General features: G+C 70.6%; 15 protein-coding genes and 1 pseudogene. 9 read left to right on the top strand and 7 right to left on the bottom strand.

Annotation, left to right across the window (positions count from 1 at the left end):
* Positions 1-40 precede the first annotated feature (40 nt).
* The 4 genes from ACIP64_RS25455 (at position 41) to ACIP64_RS25440 (ending at position 7463) form a co-directional block, all read left to right on the top strand.
* Positions 41-2122 (top strand): NPCBM/NEW2 domain-containing protein, encoded by a 2082-nt coding sequence (locus ACIP64_RS25455; protein ID WP_401590998.1) that lies wholly within the window; start codon positions 41-43, stop codon positions 2120-2122.
* Positions 2123-2385: 263 nt separating this feature from the next.
* A complete protein-coding gene (locus tag ACIP64_RS25450) occupies positions 2386-3327 on the top strand; it encodes an ABC transporter ATP-binding protein (RefSeq protein WP_401590996.1) in 942 nt (313 codons plus the stop codon).
* Complete coding sequence (locus tag ACIP64_RS25445; RefSeq protein WP_401590993.1) at positions 3324-4688, top strand: ABC transporter permease; 1365 nt, start codon at positions 3324-3326, stop codon at positions 4686-4688. The genes ACIP64_RS25450 and ACIP64_RS25445 overlap by 4 nt, the downstream gene beginning before the upstream one ends.
* A 6-nt stretch (positions 4689-4694) precedes the next feature.
* Complete coding sequence (locus tag ACIP64_RS25440) at positions 4695-7463, top strand: alkaline phosphatase family protein (RefSeq protein ID WP_401590990.1); 2769 nt, start codon at positions 4695-4697, stop codon at positions 7461-7463.
* 105 nt (positions 7464-7568) lie between these two features.
* Here the strand turns inward: ACIP64_RS25440 and ACIP64_RS25435 are convergent, their stop codons facing one another.
* A complete protein-coding gene (locus ACIP64_RS25435; RefSeq protein ID WP_401590988.1) occupies positions 7569-8786 on the bottom strand; it encodes a serine hydrolase domain-containing protein in 1218 nt (405 codons plus the stop codon).
* A 379-nt stretch (positions 8787-9165) separates the two neighbouring features.
* Between ACIP64_RS25435 and ACIP64_RS25430 the strand changes: the two genes are divergently transcribed.
* Positions 9166-9699: a carbonic anhydrase gene (locus tag ACIP64_RS25430; RefSeq protein WP_401590985.1), complete on the top strand. Its 534-nt coding sequence runs from the start codon at positions 9166-9168 to the stop codon at positions 9697-9699.
* 62 nt (positions 9700-9761) lie between these two features.
* A complete protein-coding gene (locus ACIP64_RS25425; protein WP_401590982.1) occupies positions 9762-10940 on the top strand; it encodes an alpha/beta fold hydrolase in 1179 nt (392 codons plus the stop codon).
* A 60-nt stretch (positions 10941-11000) separates the two neighbouring features.
* Here the strand turns inward: ACIP64_RS25425 and lpdA are convergent, their stop codons facing one another.
* From lpdA to ACIP64_RS25410, 3 genes are read right to left on the bottom strand one after another with little or no spacing between them, the layout of a single operon-like run.
* A complete protein-coding gene (gene lpdA, locus ACIP64_RS25420) occupies positions 11001-12380 on the bottom strand; it encodes a dihydrolipoyl dehydrogenase (RefSeq protein WP_401590979.1) in 1380 nt (459 codons plus the stop codon).
* Positions 12381-12414: 34 nt separating this feature from the next.
* Positions 12415-13644, bottom strand: coding sequence for a dihydrolipoamide acetyltransferase family protein (locus ACIP64_RS25415; protein WP_401590976.1), 1230 nt, complete (start codon positions 13642-13644; stop codon positions 12415-12417).
* Entirely contained in the window at positions 13637-15826 is a 2190-nt protein-coding gene (locus ACIP64_RS25410) for a thiamine pyrophosphate-dependent enzyme (RefSeq protein ID WP_401590973.1), read from the bottom strand. Before ACIP64_RS25410 ends, ACIP64_RS25415 begins: the two co-directional genes overlap by 8 nt.
* 141 nt (positions 15827-15967) lie before the next feature.
* Between ACIP64_RS25410 and ACIP64_RS25405 the strand changes: the two genes are divergently transcribed.
* The 3 genes from ACIP64_RS25405 to ACIP64_RS25395 all read left to right on the top strand — a co-directional run bounded on the left by ACIP64_RS25405 (position 15968) and on the right by ACIP64_RS25395 (position 18762).
* Positions 15968-16480, top strand: a complete 513-nt coding sequence (locus tag ACIP64_RS25405) for a VOC family protein (RefSeq protein ID WP_401590971.1) — start codon at positions 15968-15970, stop codon at positions 16478-16480.
* A complete protein-coding gene (locus ACIP64_RS25400; protein ID WP_401590968.1) occupies positions 16477-17160 on the top strand; it encodes a GntR family transcriptional regulator in 684 nt (227 codons plus the stop codon). The genes ACIP64_RS25405 and ACIP64_RS25400 overlap by 4 nt, the downstream gene beginning before the upstream one ends.
* A 225-nt stretch (positions 17161-17385) precedes the next feature.
* The gene (locus tag ACIP64_RS25395; RefSeq protein WP_401590965.1) at positions 17386-18762 is read left to right on the top strand and encodes an NADP-dependent succinic semialdehyde dehydrogenase; all 1377 of its coding nucleotides are present in this window, start codon (positions 17386-17388) and stop codon (positions 18760-18762) included.
* Between the two features lie 81 nt (positions 18763-18843).
* Here the strand turns inward: ACIP64_RS25395 and ACIP64_RS25390 are convergent, their stop codons facing one another.
* The 3 genes and pseudogenes from ACIP64_RS25390 to pntB form a co-directional block, all read right to left on the bottom strand.
* Entirely contained in the window at positions 18844-19905 is a 1062-nt protein-coding gene (locus ACIP64_RS25390; protein ID WP_401590962.1) for a hypothetical protein, read from the bottom strand.
* A 79-nt stretch (positions 19906-19984) separates the two neighbouring features.
* Entirely contained in the window at positions 19985-20707 is a 723-nt protein-coding gene (locus ACIP64_RS25385; RefSeq protein WP_401590959.1) for an enoyl-CoA hydratase/isomerase family protein, read from the bottom strand.
* A 32-nt stretch (positions 20708-20739) separates the two neighbouring features.
* Positions 20740-22167: pseudogene (pntB, locus tag ACIP64_RS25380) on the bottom strand (Re/Si-specific NAD(P)(+) transhydrogenase subunit beta).
* Between the last annotated feature and the right edge of the window lie 17 nt (positions 22168-22184).

Here is a 22184-nt window from a genome sequence, read left to right as displayed (position 1 = left end):
GGTCGGCACGCCTGATCGCTCGGACAGCGAAGGATCCGACGTGAAACGACATCTCACCGCCGTGCTGGCCCTCGTGACCGGCATGCTGGCCGTGTCGGCGCCCGCCCACGCGACCCCGGCGGCCGCCACGCCCGCCGTCACGACGCAGGCCGGCCAGCAGGTGCTGAGCCCGACGCCGTACATGGGCTGGAACACCTACTACGCGCTGGGCGGCGACCCGACCGACGCCGAGATCAGGTCGACGGCCGACTTCCTGGTCAGCAGCGGCCTGCGCGACGCCGGTTACAAGTACGTCTGGATCGACGGCAACTGGGCGGCCCCGACGCCGCGCAGCGAGGCCGGGGACCTGGTGCCCAACCCGGACCAGTTCCCGGACGGCCTGAAGCCGGTCGTCGACTACATCCACTCCAAGGGCCTCAAGGCCGGCATCTACACCGACGCCGGCCCCTACATCCCCGGCAAGTGCGGTCTGGGCAGCAACGGCTACTACCAGCGTGACGCCGACCAGTTCGCGGCCTGGGAGTTCGACGCGGTCAAGGCGGACTACCTCTGCGGCATCGCCGCGAACCTCGACCCGAAGACCGTCTACACCCAGTTCGCCCAGGCGCTGCGGAACAACGCCAGCAAGCGCCCCATGATCTTCAACCTCTGCAACCCGGTGACCTCCCCCGACTGGGGCAACTACCCGGAGGAGCAGCAGTCGACGTACTCCTGGTCCTACGCGCCGGCGATCGCGCAGTCCTGGCGGACCTACACCGACGTGGGCTTCGTCGGTGAGATCAAGTACAAGGACGTGCTGCGGAACTACGACGCGAACGCGCGGCACCCCGAGGCCGCCGGTCCCGGGCACTTCAACGACCCGGACTACCTCGGGCCCGAACTGGGCATGACCGACGAGGAGTTCCGCACCCAGATGACGCTGTGGTCGGCGGCGGCCGCGCCGCTGATGATCGGCAGCGACATCCGCAAGCTCAGCAAGACCTCGCTGGCGACGCTCTCCGACCCCGACGTCATCGCGATCAACCAGGACCCCGCGGGTGTCCAGGCCGTGCGTGTCGGCCCCGCCGGTACGACGGAGACCTGGGTGAAGCGGCTGGCCAACGGCGACCGCGCCGTGGTGCTGCTGAACCGTGGCGACAGCCCGGCGACCCTCACCACGAAGGCGTCGTCGGTCGGGCTGTCCGGCAACCGGTTCACCCTGAAGAACGCCTGGACCAACCAGGTCACCGAGAGCGCCGGCACCATCAGTGCCGCCGTCCCGGCCCACGGCGCGGCCCTGATCCGGGTCGGCCGGGCCACGGGCAAGCTCGGTCTCCCGCACGTCGTCGCCGGTCTGCCGCAGGTGACGCAGGTCGGTTCCGACGCGGTCCCGGCCGGAAGCGCTCCCCTGGCCGCCGGTGGCGACCAGGTCCGGGTCGAGGTGAACGTCCGCAACGACGGCACGCAGCCGGTCCTGACTCCGCGTGTGGAGCTGACCGTGCCCACCGGCTGGACGGCCCATCCGGTCGGCAAGGCACCGCTGCTGCTGACGACCAACCACTCCGCGACCCTCGCCTTCACGGTCACCCTGCCGGAGACGGCGGCGCCGGGCAGTGCGACGCTGACCGCCGCGACGTCGTACGAGGTGATCGGCAAGGGCCGGCAGCGGCAGGACACGTCCACCGCGCTGGTCGTCGCACCGGCGGCTCCGCACGGTGACGTCGCACTCTCCCACCACGAGTGGATCAGTGCCACCAGCGGCTGGATGAGCCCGACGGTGGACCTCAGTGTCGGCGGCTGGTCCCCGATCAGCATGCTCGGCCAGGTCTACCCGACCGGTATCGGGGTCGCCTCGCCCTCCACCATCCGCTACTACCTCGGCGACCAGTGCAGCCGGCTGACCGCGACCGCGGGCATCGACGACGCGGTGCGCAACGTCGGCCCGGAGGGCGGCACGTCCACCTTCCAGATCATCGGTGACGGCAAGGTGCTGTTCGACAGCGGTGTGCTGGGCCGCGACGACGTCCGCCAGGCCGACGTCGACCTGACCGGCGTCCGGGTCCTCGACCTCGTGGTCGGCGACGCCGGCGACGGCGGCTACAACGACCGCGCGAACTGGGCGGGTCTGAACGCCACCTGCTGATCCGGCCCGGCCGCACCCACGTGGCACTCCACCTGGGTGCGGCCGTTCCGCCGATGTTTTGCGACGCCGTGGCGCGATTGCGCCACGGCGTCGCGCTGTCCCGGTTCTGCCCGGCTCTGTCCGGCCTGGGCCGATGAAGTCCCCTTCGTGCGCCGCGACTTGCCAAGGCCTTGACGATCCGTTCCATGGACGTTCAACCCGCGGCCTCTGCCGGGGGGCGGGTGCCCTCCTAGGGTCCATTGGCGTTGCGAAAGAAGGGACTCATGGACACACTCCTCGCAGTCCGCGCTCGCGGGATCGCCAAGCGCTTCGGGGACGTCGTCGCACTCGACGGCGTGGACCTGGATGTGACGCAGGGCCAGATCCACGGCCTCGTTGGACCGAACGGCGCGGGCAAGACGACATTGCTGGGGCTGCTGCTGGGACTGGCGGTCGCCGACGGCGGCACCCTGGAGATCCTGGGCACGCCGATCGGGCGGGCCCTCTCCGCCCCCGACGGGGTGGCCGGCTTCGTCGACGGACCCGGCCTCTACCCGTCGCTCACCGCGCGGCAGAACCTCGCCGCGCTGGCCGCACTGCGCGGACAGGACACCCGCGGCCCCGGGATCGACGAGGCACTGGACCAGGTCGGGCTCACCGATGTGGCCGACGACCGCGCCCGCGGCTTCTCCCTGGGCATGCGCCAGCGGCTCGGGCTCGCCGCCGCCCTGCTCACCAAACCGCGGCTGCTGGTGCTCGACGAGCCGTCCAACGGCCTGGACCCGGCCGGGAAGAGACACGTGCACGGCGTCCTCAACCGGCTCGCGCACGACGGCACCAGCGTGGTGATCTCCAGCCACCACATGGACGATCTCGAAGCGCTCTGCTCCGAGGTCACCATCCTCGCCACCGGACGGGTCGTCTTCTCGGGCCCGCTCGGCAAGCTCGCCGCCGAGAACCGTGAACTCGACTACCGGCTGCGCACCTCCGACCCGCAGGCCGCCCGCGCGCTGGCCGCCGGGACGGACGGGATCCGCCTCGCCGACGGCACCGGTGCCCGGCAGGACGCCGAGCTGCTGGTCGTGCGCGGGCTGGTGCCCGCCCTCGACGCGCTGGTGGCGGCACTCGTCCACGCGGGCATCGCGGTGCGCGAGCTCGCCCCCGTGGTGTCGCCCCTGGAGGCGGCGTTCCTCGCCCTCACCGAGCAGCAGGAGGCAGGCCGATGACCGCGGCCGTCATCGCCGCCGACGACGCCGTCGCCGGCGCTCCGCGCGTGTCGGTCGCGCGCGGCTACCGATTCGAACTGGTCAAGCTGGTCTCCCAGTGGCGCATCCGTCTGCTGGTGCTCGCCTGCTGGATCGCCCCGGCGCTGTTCGTCGCCGCGGTGAGCCAGCAGAGCACGCTGCCGGTCGACACCCTCTTCGGCCGGTGGATGCTCGCCACGGGGTGGGCCGGGCCGCTGGTCATGCTCGGCTTCGCCGGCACCTGGGCGCTGCCGCTGCTGACCTCGGTGGTGGCCGGCGACGTGTTCGCCTCCGAGGACCGGCTGGGCACCTGGCGGCATCTGCTCGTGGCGGTGCGCTCGCCCCGCCGGATCTTCGTCGCGAAGGTGCTGGCCAGCCTCACCGTCCTCGTGCTGCTCGTGGCCGGGCTGGCCTGCTCCAGCACGGTCGGCGGGCTCCTGGCGGTCGGCAACCGGCCGCTGGTCGGTCTCGACGGCCATCTGCTGGCCCCGTCGGACGCCGCGGTACGGGTCCTCCTCGCCTGGACCTGCGCGCTCGCCCCGACCCTCGCCCTGGCCGGGATCGGTCTGCTCGGCTCGGTCGCGCTGGGGCGGTCCCCGATGGGCCTGCTGCTGCCCGCGGTCGTCGCGCTCGCGATGCAGGTGGCCCAGATGATGCCGCTCCCCGTCGCCGTGCGTGTCGCGCTGCCCGGCTACGCCTTCATCTCCTGGAACGGCCTGTTCACCAGCCCGGAGCAGCTCGCCCCGCTGCTGATCGGTGTCGTGGTCAGCCTGGTGTGGGCGGTGACAGCGACGGCGCTGGCGTACGTGCTCTTCCTGCGACGGGACTTCACCAACCTCTCCGACGACGGCTCGGGGCGCCGCGCCGTCCTCGCCGGTGTCGTGCCGCTGGCCGGGCTGACGGCCGCGACGATCGTGGTGCTGATGGCGACGACGAGCTCGGCCACGGGCTCCGGGATCGAGCAGGACAAGGTGGAGCGCTCGGTCGCCACGGCGTTCGCGCACCTCTACCGCATGCAGACCGACCAGCTCAACCGGCCGGCTGTCACCGAGGCGCAGTTGAAGGCCTCGGCGGCATGCACCAAGGCCGGGGTCGCGTCCGGCGCCGAGGGGGCCGGCAACGACTGGCGCTGCGTCGTCTCCTGGCATCTCCCCGGCGTGGCGGCCACCGGCTCCGCCATCTACCAGCTCGACATCACACCGGACGGGCGGTTCGTCGCCGACGGCGACGGCCCGAAGGAAGTGAACGGCTACTTCCTGGTGCGCACCCCCGACGGGGACGCGCCGAACCCGCTCTGGCAGTTCGACGGCAACGCCGAACTGCTTCCCACCTCGAAGGGATAACTCAACATGCAGGTCACCCGCCGTCGTGTACGCGCCGAGAGGAACGCCCACGGCCTTCTGGGCCTCCTCGGCCACGGATCCGGCAGCCGGAGAAGCCTGACGCTGGCAGCCGCCACCGCCGTCGTCCTCGCCACCGGAACCGGCATCGGCTTCGCCCAGACCACCCAGTTCGGCCACGACCAGGTCGGCGAGACCACCCACCAGGGCCAGGTCGTCTCCGCGAACCAGTACATCGACCCCTACGGCGAGCGCCTGGTCATCAACCAGGGCAAGATCATGTCGTCCACCGTCAGCCCGGACGGCACCCACGTCGCGGCCTCCGTCACCGACGGCGGCATGGCGCTGGCGATCGTGGACCTGAAGAACTGGAAGGTCCAGCAGCTCGTCGGCAACTCCGCCACCGCGGACCTGCGCATCGCCGGCAACGACGTGGGCCAGGAGGGCCCCACGTACTCGCCCGACGGCACGCAGCTGTGGCTCGGCCAGACCGACGGCTACACCAAGTTCACGGTCAACGCGGACGGCAGCCTGGCCAACCCGGTCGCCGTCAAGATCCCCGCGGACGGCTCCAAGCACGCCCTCGTGGCCCAGCCGGTGTTCTCGGCCGACGGCTCCACCGTGTACGCGGCGGTCAACGGCCAGAACCGCGTGGTCGCCATCGACACCGCGACCGGCACCCTCAAGCAGAGCTGGGCCGTGGGCAACGCCCCGCGCGGCATGGTCCAGGTCGGCGGCAAGCTCTACGTCAGCAACGAGGGCGGCCGTCCGGCGAAGGCCGGCGACACCACGATCAACTCGTACGGCACCCAGGTGCCGGCCGACCCCAGGACGGGCGCCACCACCACCGGCACCGTCAGCGTCATCGACCTGGCGGACCCGGCCGCCGCGGTCGGCAGCATCGACGTCGGTCTGCACCCGACCGCGGTGTACGCCAAGAACGGGACGCTGTTCGTCACGGACACCGCCACCAACGACGTGTCGGTCATCGACACCCGCAAGAACAAGGTCGTGCAGACCATCGCCACCCAGCCGTGGCCGGAGGCGTCGGTGGGCTACGAGCCCAACGCGGTGACGCTCACCGACGACGGCCGCCTGCTGGTGACGCTGGGCCGGGCCAACGCGGTCGCCGTCTACCGCTTCAAGTCCGCGCAGGAGCCGGTCAGCTATGTCGGTCTGCTCCCGACCGACTACTTCCCCTCCGAGATCGCCACCGTCGGCAACCAGGTGGTCGTCTCCAACACCCGCGGCATCGACGCCCGCCGCCCCGCCGCCGCCGGCCACGGCACCCATGACACGACGTCCAGCCTGCAGCGCTTCACGCTGCCCAGCGACAAGGTTGTCAAGGCCGAGACGGACAAGGTCTTCCGGCAGAACGGCTGGACGAAGAAGTCGGTCGAGCTCGCCAAGGGCAAGGGCAAGGGCCCGAAGCCGGTGGCCGTCCCGAAGCGGCTCGGCGACCCCTCGACGATCAAGCACGTCTTCCTGATCGTCAAGGAGAACCGGACCTACGACCAGGTCTTCGGCGACATGCCGCAGGGCAACGGCGACCCGTCGCTGACCCAGTTCGGCGAGAACGTGACGCCGAACCAGCACGCCCTGGCCAAGCAGTTCGGCCTGTACGACAACACGTACGACATCGGCACCAACTCCGCCGAGGGCCACAACTGGCTGATGCAGGCGGACAACCCGGAGTACACCGAGTCCTCGGCCGGCGAGTACCTGCGCAGCTACGACACCGAGGACGACGCGCTCGGCCACCAGCGGACCGGATTCCTGTGGAGCGGTGCGCAGGCGGTCGGCAAGTCGGTGCGGGACTTCGGCGAGTTCCACCAGTTCCTGACCAAGCCGGCGGCCGCCACCTGGCAGAACCTGTACTGCGACACCAAGAACATGCAGGCGACCGGCCAGGACACCGCCTACAAGCTGACGTCGTCCTCGCCCATCCCGTCGCTCAACAGCGTCTCGGTGCCCGGCTTCCCGAAGTTCGACACCAGCGTCCCGGACGTCTACCGCGCCGAGATCTGGAAGCGGGACTTCGAGCAGAACGGTCCGGCGAACCTCAACATGTTCTGGCTGTCCAGCGACCACACCGGCGGCCCCGCGGGTCCGGCGGCCCAGGTCGCGGACAACGACCTCGCGGTCGGCCGGATCGTCGACGAGATCTCGCACAGCGCGTACTGGAAGGACTCCGCGATCTTCGTGGTCGAGGACGACTCCCAGGCCGGGCTCGACCACGTCGACGGCCACCGTGCCCCGATCCAGATCATCAGCCCCTGGGCGAAGCACGGCACAGTCGACAGCCACTACTACTCGCAGATCACGATGATCCGCACCATCGAGCAGATCCTCGGGATCCACCCGATGAACCAGAAGGACAGCGCCGCCACCCCGATGTCGGACGCCTTCGCCAAGAAGGCCGACAACACGCCGTTCACGGCGCTGCCCAACCGCACCTCGCTCACCGACGGCCTCAAGACCGCGCCCACCTGCGGTCTGGACACCCCGGCGACGCAGAACCCCGCCGCGGCACCCGTGCCGTCGACGAAGGTCCCCGCGGACAAGCAGGCGCTCGCGGCGCAGTGGGACGCGTGGAAGTCCAAGCAGCGCCTCACCGGTCCGAACGCCAAACCCGACTTCGCCAACCCCGCGCAGATGAACCACCTCACGTGGTACCAGACGCACGCGTGGTCGAAGCCGTACCCCGGCGAGAGCCGGATCTTCGCACCGCAGGACGTGCCGGGCGCGTACATCCCGTCGGCCGAGGCCGACGACTGACACGGGTCCCGTCACCTCACGGAGCCCCCTGCCCCGGTGCACTCCACCGGGGCAGGGGGCTCCGCTCCGTTCCGCGGTCCGCTCCGTGAGCCGCGACGGAGGTGACTAGCGGTTGTGGCGGACGACCTGCGGGGCGATGTCCTCGGTGAACGTCTCGTCCTCGGAGGACTTGGCGAAGCCCGCCTTGGCGTCCGTGGCGCCGCAGAACGCGGCCTCCAGTGTGCCTCCGAGGACGGTGTTGACCGTTCCGTTGTTGGAGGTGTTCGCCATCGATGTCATGCTGCGCTTGCCGTCGGCCGTGGTGAACGCGTAGGTGTAGAAGCCCTGGACCGTGCCCGTGTGGCCGTACACCGTCACACCGCACGAGAGCTTCCGGGCCCGCAGGCCCAGTCCGTAGAACTGGGTGCCGTCCGCGTTGACCGGGACCATGGCCGTCATCTGCCGCAACTGCGCTTCGGGGACGAGCTTTCCGGAGATCAGCGCGGAGAAGAATCGGTTCAGGTCCGCGGCGTTGGAGATGACCGCGCCGGCCGACTGCGCCCAGGAGACGGTCTGCTCGGTCGAGTCGACCAGCGGCAGCGCGGTGTCGTCGGGCGTCAGGTAACCGCGGGCGGAGGAGCCCGAGATGGCCGTGTCCGGGTGGACGTACGAGGTGTTCCGCAGCCCCAGCGGCTTGAAGATCCGCTCCTGGTACTGGGTGGCCATCGGCACACCGGTGAGGTGCTCGATCATCTCGCCCAGCACCACGAAGTTGGTGTTGGAGTAGCTGTAGGCCGCGCCCGGCTCGTTGGTCGGCTCGTGAGCCGTCGACAGGTCTATCAGCTCCTGGTAGGAGAACACCTTGTTCCGTACGGCCTCGAAGCCCGGAACGGTGTAGTAGAACATGTCGTTGGTGTAGTCCCACAGGCCGCTGCGGTGGCTGAGCAGGTGCCGGACGGTGATGCGGTCGTCCGGCAGCGGCTGCGGCAGGTAGGTGTTGGCCGGGGCGTCGAGGTCGATGCGCCCCTCGGCGACCAGCTGCATCAGCACCACGGTGGTGAAGGACTTCGTGACGCTGCCGACGCGGAACCGGCGGTCCGCGTCCATCGCCGTGCGGGCCGCGGTGTTCGCCTGCCCGCTGGAGATGCGGTAGCTCGAGGTGCCCGAGTCGATACGGGTCAGGGCGCCCGGGGCGCCGTCGGCCATTGCCTGCTTCTGCACGGCCAGGATGCCGCTGATGTCGGGGGCGGGCAGGGACGGCGTCGCCGCGACGGCCGGCGAGGCGGCCAGAGTCGTGATCACGGCGGTGCCGGCGAGCATGGTGCTCGCGATGGTGAAACGCATCCGGTTCTCTCTGTCGTCGGTCGGGGTGCGGGCGGGCGGACGACACCGGGCCCGCAGGCCCGTGCCGCTCGCCGCCGCACGTCGTTGGACCAGGCCCACGCACCGGTGGTGACTCGCGGGCAGCACACGGCATGCGAGGGCATGCCAAAAGAAGGCCACCGAGGTGTCCCCCCTCCGTCGGACCAGCGCGTCGCACGTCGGCTTGGCCGGGCGACCATAGCGCGGTCGCGCTGCCGAGCAGCGTGATTGAGCCACGTGCCAGGACGCCGAGTGGCAGGGGCGGCAGCGGCGGTCCAGGATGGGCGGCGACCGGAGATCGCCGCCGGGGCACCGGCGTGGCCGGGTACCCCGGGCGGAGCGAGAAGGGGATGCCGTCACCGTGATCGACACCAACGAGCTGATCAGGCGGAACGCCGGCTTCGCGGAAGGCGGGTCGTTCGCCGGCCTCAGGCTCGCGCCCAGTGGCAGCCTGACGGTCATCGGCTGCGTCGACCCTCGTGTGGACCCGAGCGCGATGCTCGGCCTCGAGCTCGGCGAGGCAGGGGTGATCCGCAACGTCGGAGGCCGGGTCACGCCCGCGACGCTCCGGACGCTCGGAATGCTCGCGAAGGTCGTGCAGGCCCGCACGGGCGGCGGCCCGGGCCCGGCCGACAACCACTACGTGGTCCTGCAGCACACCGACTGCGGGATCACGGACCTGCCGCCGTTCCCCGAACTCCTGGCCGACTACTTCGAGGTCCCGGCCGAAGACCTGGCCGCCAAGGCGGTCACCGACCCGTTCGCCGCCGTCCGCCTCGACGTCGACCTCCTCAAGCGGCACCTCCGCGCCGGGGTCTTCGTCTCGGGGCTGGTGTACGACGTGGCCACCGGCCTCGTCGACGTCGTCGTCCCGCCCGCACGAGTGGCGGCCTGACACCTCAGCCGCGCCGGACGGCCGCTTGACCTGGACCGAGGTCCAGGGACAAGGCTTGAGGCATGAGCGAGGCAGATGAGGTGTTCGGTATCGCCGAGGTGTCGACGTTGATCGGTCTGGCGCCCGACACGTTGCGGTACTTCGAACGGCAGGGCGTTGTACCGTCGCCGCGGCGCGACAGTGCGGGACGTCGCCAGTACACGACGGCCGACGTCGAGCTGATCCGCATGCTGGTTCATCTCCGTGAGACGGGGATGCCCCTTGCCGACATCGCGCAGTTCACGGGCGCCGACGGCAAGGCGGCTGATCCGGCAGGGCTCCGCGTGGAGTTGCTGACGGCCCATCGCCGCCGCGTCCACGAGAGGCGCGAGGAACTGGACCGTGCGCTCGATGTGATCACTCGGAAGATCGCCGACTTCACGGATCGGATGCCGCGCCCGGTGGCCCTTCTCGACCGACCGGACTGCACGATCGCCCACGAGGTCCAGGGTGAGGGGCCACTGCTGTTCCTCGTCGGCGCGCCGGTCGGGCGGGCCGGTTTCGCGGCGCTGGCGCACGAGCTGGCAGGCCGGTTCACCGTCGTCACCCATGATCCGCGTGGTATAGGTGCCAGCCGCGCGGTCCCCGGGACGGCCGCGCCCACGCCCGAGGTTCTCGCCGAGGACCTTGCCGCGCTTGTCGACAGGTTCACCGGAGGGCCCGCCCTGTTCGCCGGGACCAGTGGCGGTGCCGTGACGCTGCTGGAGCTGGCCGCGCAGCATCCTGACCTGGTCGGCCGGGCCGTCCTGCACGAGCCGCCCCTTGTGTCCCTCTTGAACGACGCGGACCTGTCGGCCCGAGCCGCGGCGGCATTCGAAGCCGCCGAGGCCGACCCTCAGCGTGCCGTGCAGGAGTTCTTCGACCTCAGCGGCGCCGGCCACCGCACAGGACCGGATCAGACGCCTCCCGCCCATGTGGCGCTGCCCGGGCTGCCGGTCGGGGAACTCGACAAGAACCGCTACTTCCTGGGGCGGATGGCCGGACCGACGGTCTTCTACGCCCCCGACATCGAGGCCGTCCGTCGCGTCCCGGTGACGCTGTGCGCCGGCTCGCTGAGCCATCACCAGATGGCGCGCCGGGCGACCGAGGCACTCGCCGCACTTCTGGAACTCCCCCTGATCGACATGCCCGGCAACCACCTCGGCGCGAGCACCGAGCCGGCAGCGTTCGCCCACGTCCTCGGGAGCCTGCTCGAACCGTGAACACATCCCGGTGGCCCCTCCCGCGCCGAACGGCCCAGGAGGGGTCTGCCCGGACCGCCCTCAGCCGTGCGCGTGCAAGGGCTTGCCCGCGAGGGCGAGGAACGCCTCCCCCAGTGCCTCGTTCTGGGTCGGATGGGCGTGCGTGAGGGGGGCGACATCGTCGGGATGGGCCTCCCAGGCGACCGCGAGCTGCGCCTCCGCAATGAGCTCGCCCACCCTGGCGCCGACCATGTGGACGCCCACCACGGGGCCGTCCTTCTCACGGACGAGTTTCACGAAGCCGGAGGTGCCGATGATCTGGCTCTTGCCATTGCCGGCGAGGTTGTACTCGACGCATTCCACCCGGTCGACCCCGAACTTCTCCTTGGCCCGCGCTTCGGTGAGGCCGACGGAGGCGATCTCCGGGTCGCAGTAGGTCACGCGGGGAACGCAGTCGTCGGCGACCGGGGTGGGGCCGAGACCCGCGATCTCCTCCGCGACGAACATGCCGTGCTGGAAGCCGCGGTGCGCGAGCTGGAGACCTTCGACGATGTCCCCCACGGCGTAGACCCCGGGAACCTGGGTGCGCAGGCTCTCGTCGACCCGGACGAATCCCCGTTCCAGGCTCACCCCGGCCTCCTCGAAGCCCATGCCGGCCGTACGGGGTCCCCGTCCGACGGCGACGAGCAGGACGTCGGCCTCCAGTGGCGCGCCGGCGTCGAGGCTGACCGAGACGCGACTCTCGTCCTGCGCGACGGCCTCCACCCGCACGCCGGTGCGCACCGCGATTCCACGGCGCCGGAAGGCACGTTCCAGGGCCTTGCCGCAGGACGGGTCCTCACCGGGGACCAGGCTCGGCAGCGCCTCGACCACGGTGACGTCGACGCCGAACGACCGCCACAGGCTCGCGAACTCGACACCGATGACGCCACCGCCCAGGATGATCGCGCTGCGCGGCAGTTCGGGCAGGGAAAGCGCCTCCGTGGACGACAGGACCCGGCCGCCGAAGTCGAGCCCGGGCAGGCTGCGGGCGACGGACCCGGTGGCCAGGACGACGGCTTTCGTCGCGGAGAAGGTCACTTCGCCGACCCGCACGGCCGTGGGCGACACCAGGTGTCCGTGGCCGTGGACGAGCGTCACCTCGCGGGAGGCGACCAGTCCCCGCAGGCCCTTGTAGAGGCGGTCGACGACGGAGTCGCGATAGGCGTGGAGGCCGGGCAGGTCGATCCCCTCGAAGGAGGCGCGGACGCCGACCGACGCGGCGTGCCGCGACACCTCGGCCACCTCGGCGGCGTGCAGCAGGGCCTTGGTGGGGATGCAGCCGCTGTGCAGGCAGGTCCCGCCGAGCTTGTCCTCCTCCACCAGGGCGACACTGAGACCCAGGTCCGCGGCGCGCAGGGCGGCCGCGTATCCGCCCGATCCGCCTCCGAGGATCACCAGGTCGAACGTGGTCTCGGTCATCGCGCGGTCCTCTCCTCGTCGCGTTCGCCGGTGCTCACAGCAGGATCCTGAGCGGGTGCTCGAGCACGTCCACGAACGCCTTCGTCCACTCTGCCGCGGTGGCACCGTCCACCGACCGGTGGTCGACGGCGAGGGTCAGCCGCAGAACGGAGCCGACGACGACCGCGCCCTCCTCGACGACAGCCTCCTGCCGGACGGCGCCCACGGCCAGGATCGCGGCCTGCGGCGGGTTGATGATCGCCGCGAAGTCCTCGGTCCCGTACATGCCGAGGTTCGTGATCGAGATCGTGCCGCCCTCCAGCTCGTCCTGCCGGAGCCGGCGCTCCTTGGCACGGGCGATCAGATCCTTCGTCACCTTGGCGACACCGCCCAGCGACAGGGAGTCGACGGCGCGGACCACGGGGGTGACCAGACCGCCGTCGGTGGCGACGGCCACGGCGATGTCGACGTCCGTGAAGTGCCGGATCGAGTCGCCGTTCCACTGCACGTTCATCGCGGGGACCCTCGCGTGCGCGGAGGCCACCGCCTTGACGAGCATGTCGTTGATCGACACCTTCACGTCCTGGCCGGCGTTGATCTGCTGCCGCAGGTCGAGGAGTGCGTCGACGCGTACGCCGGCGCGCAGGTAGAAGTGCGGCGTGTGCTGCTTGCTCTCCGTCAGCCGGCGGGCGATGGCCGCCCGCATGCGCGTGTGGGGCACGTCGACGAAGCGCGCCGCGGCCACCGGGGGCCGGGGCTCTCCGCTGTCCTGCCGCGGGGCCTTCGGCTCCGCCCTCCCGGCGGCCGCGGCCGCCTCGACGTCCGGCCGCCTGATCCGGCCGCGTGGGCCACTCCCCGCCACGGTGCCCAGATCGACCGAGAGCTCGCGTGCGAGGCGTCGGGCCAGCGGGCTCGCGAAGAGGCGCGTGGACGTCGTCTCCCGCTCGGTTCGACCGGCGACCGGAGCTCGCGGTGGCGGATCGGCGGGAGTCCCACCGGGGCCGCCCAGGGCGGCCACCAGCGCGTCCACGTCGGCGGCGGGCTCGTCCGGCGCCCCCCAGACCGCGATCGGGGTGCCGACCGCGACCGTCGTGCCCGCGTCCACCAGGAGGCGCAGGAGTACGCCGTCGTGCTCGGACTCGACGTCGACCACGGCCTTCTCGGTCTCCACCGTGACGATCGGATCGCCCGCCGCGTACGGGGTGTTCACCGCGACGTTCCAGGACTCCAGGACCGCCTCGGCCGTGTTGGCGGCGATCTCGGGCATGCGCAGCAGCTCAGCCATGGTTCTGCTCCCGTGCGAACTCGCTGAGCTTGGCGACGACTTCGTCCGTGGAGGCGAACGCGGCGCGCTCCAGCACCTTGCTGATGCTCGGCGACGCCTCGCCGCCCGTCAGGCGTTCGACCGGGGCGTCGAGCCAGTCGAACAGCCGTCGCTGGACCTCGTCCGCCAGCCAGCCGCCGTAGGAGGTGCCGAGGGCGCCCTGCTCGGCGATGAGCACGTGGTTGGTCTTCATCACCGAACGGGAGATCGTGTCCCAGTCCAGGCTGGCGCGGTCCAGCCACCGCAGGTCGACGACCTCCGCGTCCACCCCCGTCTGTGCGACGGCGTCGAGCACGGCCGGCGTCATCGCCAGGTAGGTGAGGACGGTCAGTGCCGCGCCCTCGCGGCGTACGGCGGCCTTGCCGACCGGCAGGTGGTGGTCGTAGTTGTCCGGCAGTCCTGGCCCCGTCGAGTTGTAGAGGTCCACGTGCTCCAGGACCACGACCGGGTCGTCGCAGGCCAGGGCCGTGTTCATCAGGCCGACGTAGTCGAACGGCGTCGAGGGGGCGACGATGCGCCAGCCCGCCGCCGTCGCGAACACGCCGGCCGGGTCCATCGAGTGCTGCGATCCGTAGCCGGTGCCGGTGGCGACCTTGCTGCGCAGGACGAACGGTACCTTGCCCTCGCCGCCGAACATGTGACGGGCCTTGCCGATCTGGTTGAACAACTGGTCGGCCGCCACCCACATGAAGTCGGCGTACATGAACTCGACCACCGGGCGGTAGCGGCCGTCGAGGGCGAGCCCACCGCCGAGGCCGGTGAACGCGTTCTCCGAGATCGGCGTCCCGATGACGCGGTCGGGGAAGTCCTCGCTCAGTCCGCGGGTGGCGCCGTTGGTGCCGCCGTTGAGCCGGTGCACGTCCTCCCCCATCACCACGACACGGGGATCGGTCTCCAGGCGGCGTCCCATCACGCCGGCGACGGCGCCGATGAACTTCACCTCGGTCAGCTCACCGGCGTGGTCCTCGGTGTCGGTGAACTCGATGCCGGCCAGCTCCGACAGGTCGCCGCGGACGCCTTCGTCGACGAAGGCCGGGTCCGGCCACTCCGAGGGAACGATGCGCCGCTCCCCCGGCTTGCCGCCGGGCCGTGCCTCCATGAGTACGTCGCCGAGTCCGGACATCAGTGCCTTGGCGCGCGCGACGGTGTCGGCGACCGCCTTCTTGGTGAGGATTCTGCGGCGCACCAGGTGCCGTACGACGGTGTCGAGCGGGTCGCGGGCACGCCACTGCGCTTCCTCCTCCTTGGTGCGGTACCGGAACGCCGAGCCGGCGAAGGGACCGTTCTGGTGGAAGTAGCGGTACACATCGGCCTCGATCAGCGTCGGTCCGTCGCCGCGGCGCATGTGCCCGAGGGCCTGCTGCGTCGTCAGGTACACGGCCAGCGGATCCATGCCGTCGACCTTCCAGCTCCGGATACCGAAGCCCGGGCCGCGACCGGACAGCCGCGGCTCGGCAGTGACTTCGGAGACGTGGGTGGAGACGGCGTACTGGTTGTTCTCGACGAAGAAGCACAGCGGCAGCGACCAGGCCGCCGCGAGGTTGAGGGTCTCCAGAGTGGATCCGATGTTGATCGCGCCGTCGCCGAAGAACGTGAACGCGACGGCGTCGGTGCCGGACCTCTTGTGCGCCCAGGCGGATCCGGCCGCGAGCGGCACCCCGCCGCCGACGATCGCGTTGGTCCCGATGGCGCCGGCCTCGTGCCACTGGAGGTGCATGCTGCCGCCCCGGCCGTGGCTGAACCCCCGGTCCAGGCCGCATATCTCGCGCAGGCTGCGCAGGAGCACGGCCTCCACGTCCTCGGGGAACGGCTTCGTGGGGTCGATGCCCTTCGGGTGCAGATGGGCGAGCACCTTGGCGAGGAACTGGTGGTGGCCGCGGTGCGAGCCGTTCACGGTGTCCTGCGTCGTCAGCGCGAAGCATGCGCCGACCGCGCCGCCCTCCTGGCCGATGCTGGAGTGCGCGGGACCATGGATCAGCCCGTCCGCGGCAAGCTCCAGGACGTACTCCTCGAAGGTCCTGATCAGCACCAGCTGGCTGAGCATGCCCGTCAGGAGGTCAGGAGCCGCGGCGTCCCAGTCGTCCTGGGTGACGACGAACTCCGACCACGCGGCCTTCGCTTCGAGTCTGTGTTCCGCAGGCATCGGGTGCCCCCTTCGATCGTCCGGAGTGGACCGGCCCGGACGACCCTGCCATAAGGTTGGATCCAATAACAAGACTTCTCTCGACTTCTCGCCGCCAGCAGGCCATCATCGTGATGCTTTCGGATCCAAAGGAGGAAGATCATGGCTCTGCCCGGCCTCATACGCCTCGACCACATCGGATTCACCGTGCCGGACCTGGACGAAGCCCACACATGGCTCGTGGACGTCCTGGGCTGCGAATACCTGTACTCACTCGGCCCGTTCGGCGCGACGGACGACTGGATGGCGGAGCACCTGAACGTCGACGCGCGCACCGTCATGCGCCAACTGCGCTTCTACCGGTGCGGCACGCAGGCCGTCTTCGAGGTGTTCGAGTACCGGGCGGAGTCGCCGCGGACCGCCGTGCCGCGCAACAGCGATGTCGGCGGCCACCATGTCGCCCTGTACGTCGAGGACCTGGACGAGGCCGTGTCGTACCTGCGGGCGAGGAACGTTCCCGTGCTGGGCGGCCCCACCACGAGCACCGGACCGTCGAAGGGGCAGCGGTGGGTCTACTTCCTCTCACCGTGGGGGATGCACTTCGAGCTGGTGTCGTATCCTGACGGCAAGGCCTTCGACCGCGCCCCGTCCCAGTTCAGAGGTGACCGTCCTTGACTCCCCCGCACGCTCGCGATCCCCGCGGGTCGGAGAGTGTCAGGAGTCAGCACATCGCGGGCATCCTCCGCGAGGAGATCCTCGCCGGCGAACTGACGCCCGGCACCTGGCTGCGCCAGGACGAGATCGCGGCGCGCCTGGGCACGAGCCGGATCCCGGTGCGCGAGGCGCTGCGGATCCTGGAGTCCGACGGCCTCACCGAGTCGTTCCCGAACCGCGGGTCGCGGGTTCCGATGCTCAGCCTCGAAGAGGTGAACACCAACTACCGCATGCGCGAGCGGCTGGAGCCGCTGACGCTGAACATGAGCCTCCCCCATCTCAGCGACCAGCACATGGAACGCCTCGAACAGCTCCAGGACGAGATCGAGAGCCAGAGCGACGTCAACCGCTTCCTGCTCCTGGACCGCGATTTCCACATGACGACCTACGCGGGCTGCCCCAGCGACCATCTGCTGGCCATCACCGAGCGGCTGTGGAACTCCACCCAGCACTACCGCCGCGCGTTCATGGTGCTCGCGGACCCCGACCGGGCCACGATCGTCAACGCCGAACACCGGCTGATCCTGGACGCCGTACGGCGCCGCGATCCCGAGGACGGCGAGCGCTACCTCACGGGGCACATCCGTCGCACCAGGGTCGAACTCACCGCGCATCCCGAGCTCTTCGCCGAGAAGCAGTGACGCGGGCCGGAAGCCCGGCCCCCGCCCCGGCTCTCTGAGCGAACCGGCTCGCGTCGCGGCGTCGGGGTTCCCGCGAAATCCCGAACCACCTCGGATCAGTAGATGGATCCATTCTTGCGCGACTCCCAGCAAGTAAGTCGCATCATCACTGGTTCACCCTCCAAGCGAGTCCTATTATGGATCCAATCTTGATCCACCCCCTCCCTACCCTCAGAGGAGAACGCCGTGCCGATCGCCACCGTGAACCCCGCCACCGGTGAACTCGTCGAAGAGTTCGCTCCCCTCACGAAGGATCAGGTCAACCGGCGCCTGGCGCGAGCGGAGCTCGCGGCCACGACGCTCCGGGCGACCGGCTTCGACACGCGCGCCGGGTGGATGCGGGCGGCCGCCGACCTGGTCGAGACCGAGGCGGCCCAGACGGCGCGCCGGCTCACGATCGAAATGGGGAAGCCGATCGCGCAGGCCCGCGCGGAGGTCCTCAAGTGCGCGCACGCGATGCGGTTCTACGCCGAGAACGCCGAGAGCCTGCTGGCCGACCAGCCGCTCGCCGACCCGGGCGCGGTCAGGGCCTCGGCCGCGTACACCTCGTACGAGCCCCTGGGCATCGTGCTCGCCGTGATGCCGTGGAACTACCCGATGTGGCAGGTGATCCGCTTCGCCGCGCCCGCGCTGATGGCAGGCAACGTCGGCCTGCTCAAGCACGCCTCGAACGTCCCGCAGTCCGCGCTGTACCTCGACACGCTCTTCGAGCGAGCGGGCTTCCCCGAGGGGTCGTTCCAGACGCTCCTCATTGGAGCGGCCCACGTCGAGGACGTCGTCCGGGACCGGCGCGTCGCCGCCGTCACGCTCACCGGGTCCGAGCCGGCCGGGCGCTCGATCGCGGCCGTCGCGGGCTCGGAGGTGAAGAAGGCGGTGCTGGAGCTGGGCGGGTCCGACCCGTTCATCGTGCTGCCCTCCGCGGACGTCCCGGCCGCCGCCCGTACCGCCGTGGCCGCCCGCACGATGAACAACGGCCAGTCCTGCATCGCAGCCAAGAGGTTCATCGTCCATACCGAGGTGTACGAGGAGTTCGTCGAGGCCTTCGTCGCGGACACCAAGGCGCTCAGGGTCGGCGACCCGCTCGACGAGGAGACCGAGATCGGGCCGATCGCCACGGAGTCCGGCCGGCGCGAGCTCGCCGAACTGGTCGACGACGCCGTCGCGAAGGGTGCCGTCCTGCGCTGCGGTGGATCCGCGGTCGGCACCGAGGGGTGGTTCTTCGAGCCGACGGTGCTGGAGGAGGTCACCGCCGAGATGCGGCTGTACCGGGAGGAGGCCTTCGGCCCCTTGGCCGCGGTCCACCGGGTCGACGGCATCGAACAGGCCGCGGCCCTCGCCAACGACACGTCCTTCGGCCTCAGCTCGTCGGTGTGGACCACCGACCCGGACGAGGAGCGCTACCTGATCAGCCGGCTCGAGGCCGGTGCCGTCTTCGTCAACGGCATGAGCATCTCCTTCCCCGAGCTGCCCTTCGGCGGCGTGAAGGACTCCGGTATCGGGCGCGAGCTCGCCGCGGAAGGCATCCGCGAGTTCTGCAACCTCAAGACGGTCTGGAAGGGCTGACAGGCCACCGCCCGGGGTGCGATTGCGCCGGCCGGCGCAATCACACCCCGGGCGCTGCACGTCCGGCCCGTACGGCAGTGCTCAATCCGCGCCCTGCGCCCAGCGGTTGAGCCTTTCACCCGGGGCGTCGTAGGTGAGCCAGGTCCCGTCGCCGAGCGGGCGGATCCAGCTGTCGACCGCGCCCGCGGGATACGTGACCTCCCCGCGTATCTCCAGGGTGCGGGCGTCGAGCAGCCAGTGGCGCGTCAGGTCTTCGTCGGCGTCGGTCAGCGAGGCGATGACGGTGGCGGCGTCGACGAAGCCGCAGTCGTAGCCCCAGGCGTCATCCCGCTCCTCGTCGTCGGCCGATTCCGGCACCGCCTCGGCGAGCACGGTGCCGTCCAGAGCGTGCAGGCGCAGGTCCCCTCCGTAGTGCTCCACCGTCAGGAAGCCGGGGTGCGCCGCGTGGACGTCCATCAGGATGCGGTCCATGCCTTTGTTCAGGTCCCAGCCGGTGAGCTCCTCGCCGTCCCGGCGCGCCCAGTGCAGCAGGATGCCGTCCTGGCCCATGCCGATGCAGAGCCCCATGTGCACGCCGTCGGGGTGGCAGAGGTGGTGCGAGCCTTCTGCGACGCTGTCCAGCGGCAGCCGGGCCAGTTCCCGTCCGTCCCGGGCGTCCAGGACGACCCAGCGTTCCTGCCAGTCTCCTTCCGCGGACCCGGCCACGACGTGCGCCCAGACAAGCCGGCCGTCGTCCGAGACCCGGCAGGATCCGTGCTCGCTGCCGCGGCAGACCTCCTGCTCGTCCCCCGAGTGCGGGTGGTCGAGTTCGGGTCCCCAGCAGGCGTGGCGGTACTCCCACAGGGTCTGCCCGTCCGTCCCCACGGCACGCACCGCGCGCTGGCCCGAGAACACCGCGAAGGTGCCGTCGGGACTCACCGAGTCGACTCCGCGGTCCCACCCCGGCCAGGGCAGGGCAAAGACCGCGGACGGCGCGCGCTCCCCCGCGAACACCTCGTCGAGGTCGTGGACCTCCAGCCCGTGCCCGTTGCGGAGAAGCGCGCGGTGCGACCCGTTCGCGCGGCTTTCGAGTGCGAAGCCGTTGACGAGAACGCCTCCACCCGGCAGCCTCACCGAGTCGCGCAGTTGTGCGGTGATCGACATGCTCCGAAGGTAACGGACACCACCGACAGTGCCTGCGCGTCCCCTGAGCGTACCGATGGCGAAAGGTGCGCCGAGGAGTTCAGTGCTCGAAGAGCTCGATGAAACGTGGCAGCGACGCGTCGAAAGCCTCGTCGTACGACATCGACGCGAACTCGTAGAGGGAGCGCCGGCCGCGGGCACCCGCGCCGGCCGCCCTCAGTGCCTTGTCGAGCCACTCCTGGGCGACCGCGGCTGCTCGGCCGGCCTTGACCACGGCCTGCACGAGACCGACCTCGCGGGCCCGCTCCGCGGTGAACGGCTCACCGGAGCCTATGTTCTCCATCGCCACGCGCGGCCCGAGCCGTTGGATGAGGGGCACTTGCGCGATCATCGGCCACATCCCGGCGCCGACCTCCACGGTGCCGATGCGCGCACTGTCCACTGCGACGGCGAAATCGCAGGCCGCGACGAACGAGGCGCCCCCGGCGAGCGCGTCGCCGTTGACGGCGGCCGCGACAGGCAGCCCCAGACGGGGGAAGATCCGGAGGGTCTCCATCAGCGCCTTGCCGAACAGAGCGGGGTCGGCGCCGGCTTTGACGGCAGCGATGTCGAGACCGCCGCAGAAGATGTCGCCCGCGCCGGTGAGCAGCACGGCGCGGATGTCCGGGTTGTCGTCGCACTCCTGCAACCGGGCACGGATGTCGCCGAGGATGCCTGGGTTCAGCAGGTTCCGCTCGCCGTTGCGCAGCGTCAGCACGCAGGTGGCACCGACCACTTCCCGCTCCACGCCGCCGCTCCGGACGCCGTCCGCGCTGTTCGTCATCAGAGTCCTCTCACTTGGGTGCGGTCTGTCTGTCACAGGACGCGGAGGATGTCCTCGACGCGGTCCTTGGCGTCGCCGAAGAGCATGGCGGAGTTCTCGCGGTAGAAGAGCGGGTTCTGGACGCCGGCGTACCCGGAGGCCATGGAGCGTTTGAAGACGATGACGTTCTCGGCGTTCCAGACCTGGAGGACGGGCATGCCGGCGATGGGCGAGCCCGGGTCCTCGGCGGCAGCGGGATTGACGGTGTCGTTGGCGCCGATGACGAGGACGACCGTGGTGCTGCCCAAGTCGTCGTTGATCTCGTCCATCTCCAGCACGATGTCGTAGGGGACCTTGGCCTCGGCGAGCAGGACGTTCATGTGGCCGGGCAGCCGGCCCGCGACCGGGTGGATGCCGAAGCGCACCTTGACGTCGCGGTCCCTGAGCTTGCGGGTCAGTTCGGCGACGCCGTACTGGGCCTGCGCGACGGCCATCCCGTAGCCGGGGGTGATGACCACCGAGTCGGCCGAGCCGAGGAGTTCGGCGACGCCCTCGGCGGTGATCTCGCGGTACTCGCCGTAGTCCTTGTCGCCGGCCGGGCCGGCCTCGATGCCGAACCCGCCGGCGATCACGGAGAGGAAGGAGCGGTTCATCGCCTTGCACATGACGGAGGACAGATAGGCGCCGGAGGAGCCGACCAGGGCGCCGGTGATGATCAGCAGGTCGTTCTCCAGGAGGAACCCGGACGCCGCGGCCGCCCAGCCGGAGTAGGAGTTCAGCATCGAGACCACGACCGGCATGTCGCCGCCGCCGATCGAGGCGACCAGGTGCCAGCCCAGGGCCAGCGCGACGACGGTGACCGCGACCAGCGGCCACGGCCCGGGGTCGATCACGAATCACGTGGTCTGCACGGCGAAGGCGGCGAGGGCCCCGAGGTTGAGGTGGTTCTTGCCCGGCAGCATCAGGGGCGACGACTTGATCCGCGCCGAGAGCTTGAGGAAGGCCACGATCGAGCCGGTGAAGGTGACCGCGCCGATGAACACGCCGATGAAGACCTCGGCGGAGTGGATGCCGAGCAGGTCCTGCGCCCGCAGGGCCGCGGCCTCGGCGCTGCCCGGGCCGTCCAGGGCGGCCTCCACGTGCAGGTAGCCGTTCCAGCCGACCAGCACCGCCGCCAGTCCCACGAAGGAGTGCAGCAGGGCGATCAGTTCGGGCATCCCGGTCATCTCCACCACCCGGGCCCGCCACAGCCCGATCGCGGCACCGGCCGCGACCGCGCCGATGAGCAGGGCGAGACCGACGCCGGAGATGTCGTGGTCGATCGCCGGCACGACCGTCGCGCCCAGGGCCACGGCCATGCCGGCGATACCGAAGGTCTTGCCGGCCTTGGCGGACTCGTGGTGGGACAGCCCGGCCAGTGCCAGGATGAAGAGCAGGGCCGCGACGATGTAGGCGGCCGCCGCGCCGGTCTCGACAGTCATCAGATCGGACATCGCAC

The sequence above is a fragment of the Streptomyces sp. NPDC088733 genome (genome assembly GCF_044751185.1).
Taxonomy (GTDB): domain Bacteria; phylum Actinomycetota; class Actinomycetes; order Streptomycetales; family Streptomycetaceae; genus Actinacidiphila.
Note: the sequence above shows the minus strand (reverse complement) of the source record. Positions and strands in the feature narration are given on the sequence as shown.

Bases quoted from the DNA above. Each gene is read 5' to 3' on its own strand.
- ACIP64_RS25450 (WP_401590996.1), top strand. From the start codon at position 2,386: ATGGACACACTCCTCGCAGTCCGCGCTCGCGGGATCGCCAAGCGCTTC.
- ACIP64_RS25445 (WP_401590993.1), top strand. From the start codon at position 3,324: ATGACCGCGGCCGTCATCGCCGCCGACGACGCCGTCGCCGGCGCTCCG.
- ACIP64_RS25440 (WP_401590990.1), top strand. From the start codon at position 4,695: ATGCAGGTCACCCGCCGTCGTGTACGCGCCGAGAGGAACGCCCACGGC.
- ACIP64_RS25435 (WP_401590988.1), bottom strand. From the start codon at position 8,786: ATGCGTTTCACCATCGCGAGCACCATGCTCGCCGGCACCGCCGTGATC.
- ACIP64_RS25425 (WP_401590982.1), top strand. From the start codon at position 9,762: ATGAGCGAGGCAGATGAGGTGTTCGGTATCGCCGAGGTGTCGACGTTG.
- lpdA (WP_401590979.1), bottom strand. From the start codon at position 12,380: ATGACCGAGACCACGTTCGACCTGGTGATCCTCGGAGGCGGATCGGGC.
- ACIP64_RS25415 (WP_401590976.1), bottom strand. From the start codon at position 13,644: ATGGCTGAGCTGCTGCGCATGCCCGAGATCGCCGCCAACACGGCCGAG.
- ACIP64_RS25410 (WP_401590973.1), bottom strand. From the start codon at position 15,826: ATGCCTGCGGAACACAGACTCGAAGCGAAGGCCGCGTGGTCGGAGTTC.
- ACIP64_RS25405 (WP_401590971.1), top strand. From the start codon at position 15,968: ATGGCTCTGCCCGGCCTCATACGCCTCGACCACATCGGATTCACCGTG.
- ACIP64_RS25390 (WP_401590962.1), bottom strand. From the start codon at position 19,905: ATGTCGATCACCGCACAACTGCGCGACTCGGTGAGGCTGCCGGGTGGA.
- ACIP64_RS25385 (WP_401590959.1), bottom strand. From the start codon at position 20,707: ATGACGAACAGCGCGGACGGCGTCCGGAGCGGCGGCGTGGAGCGGGAA.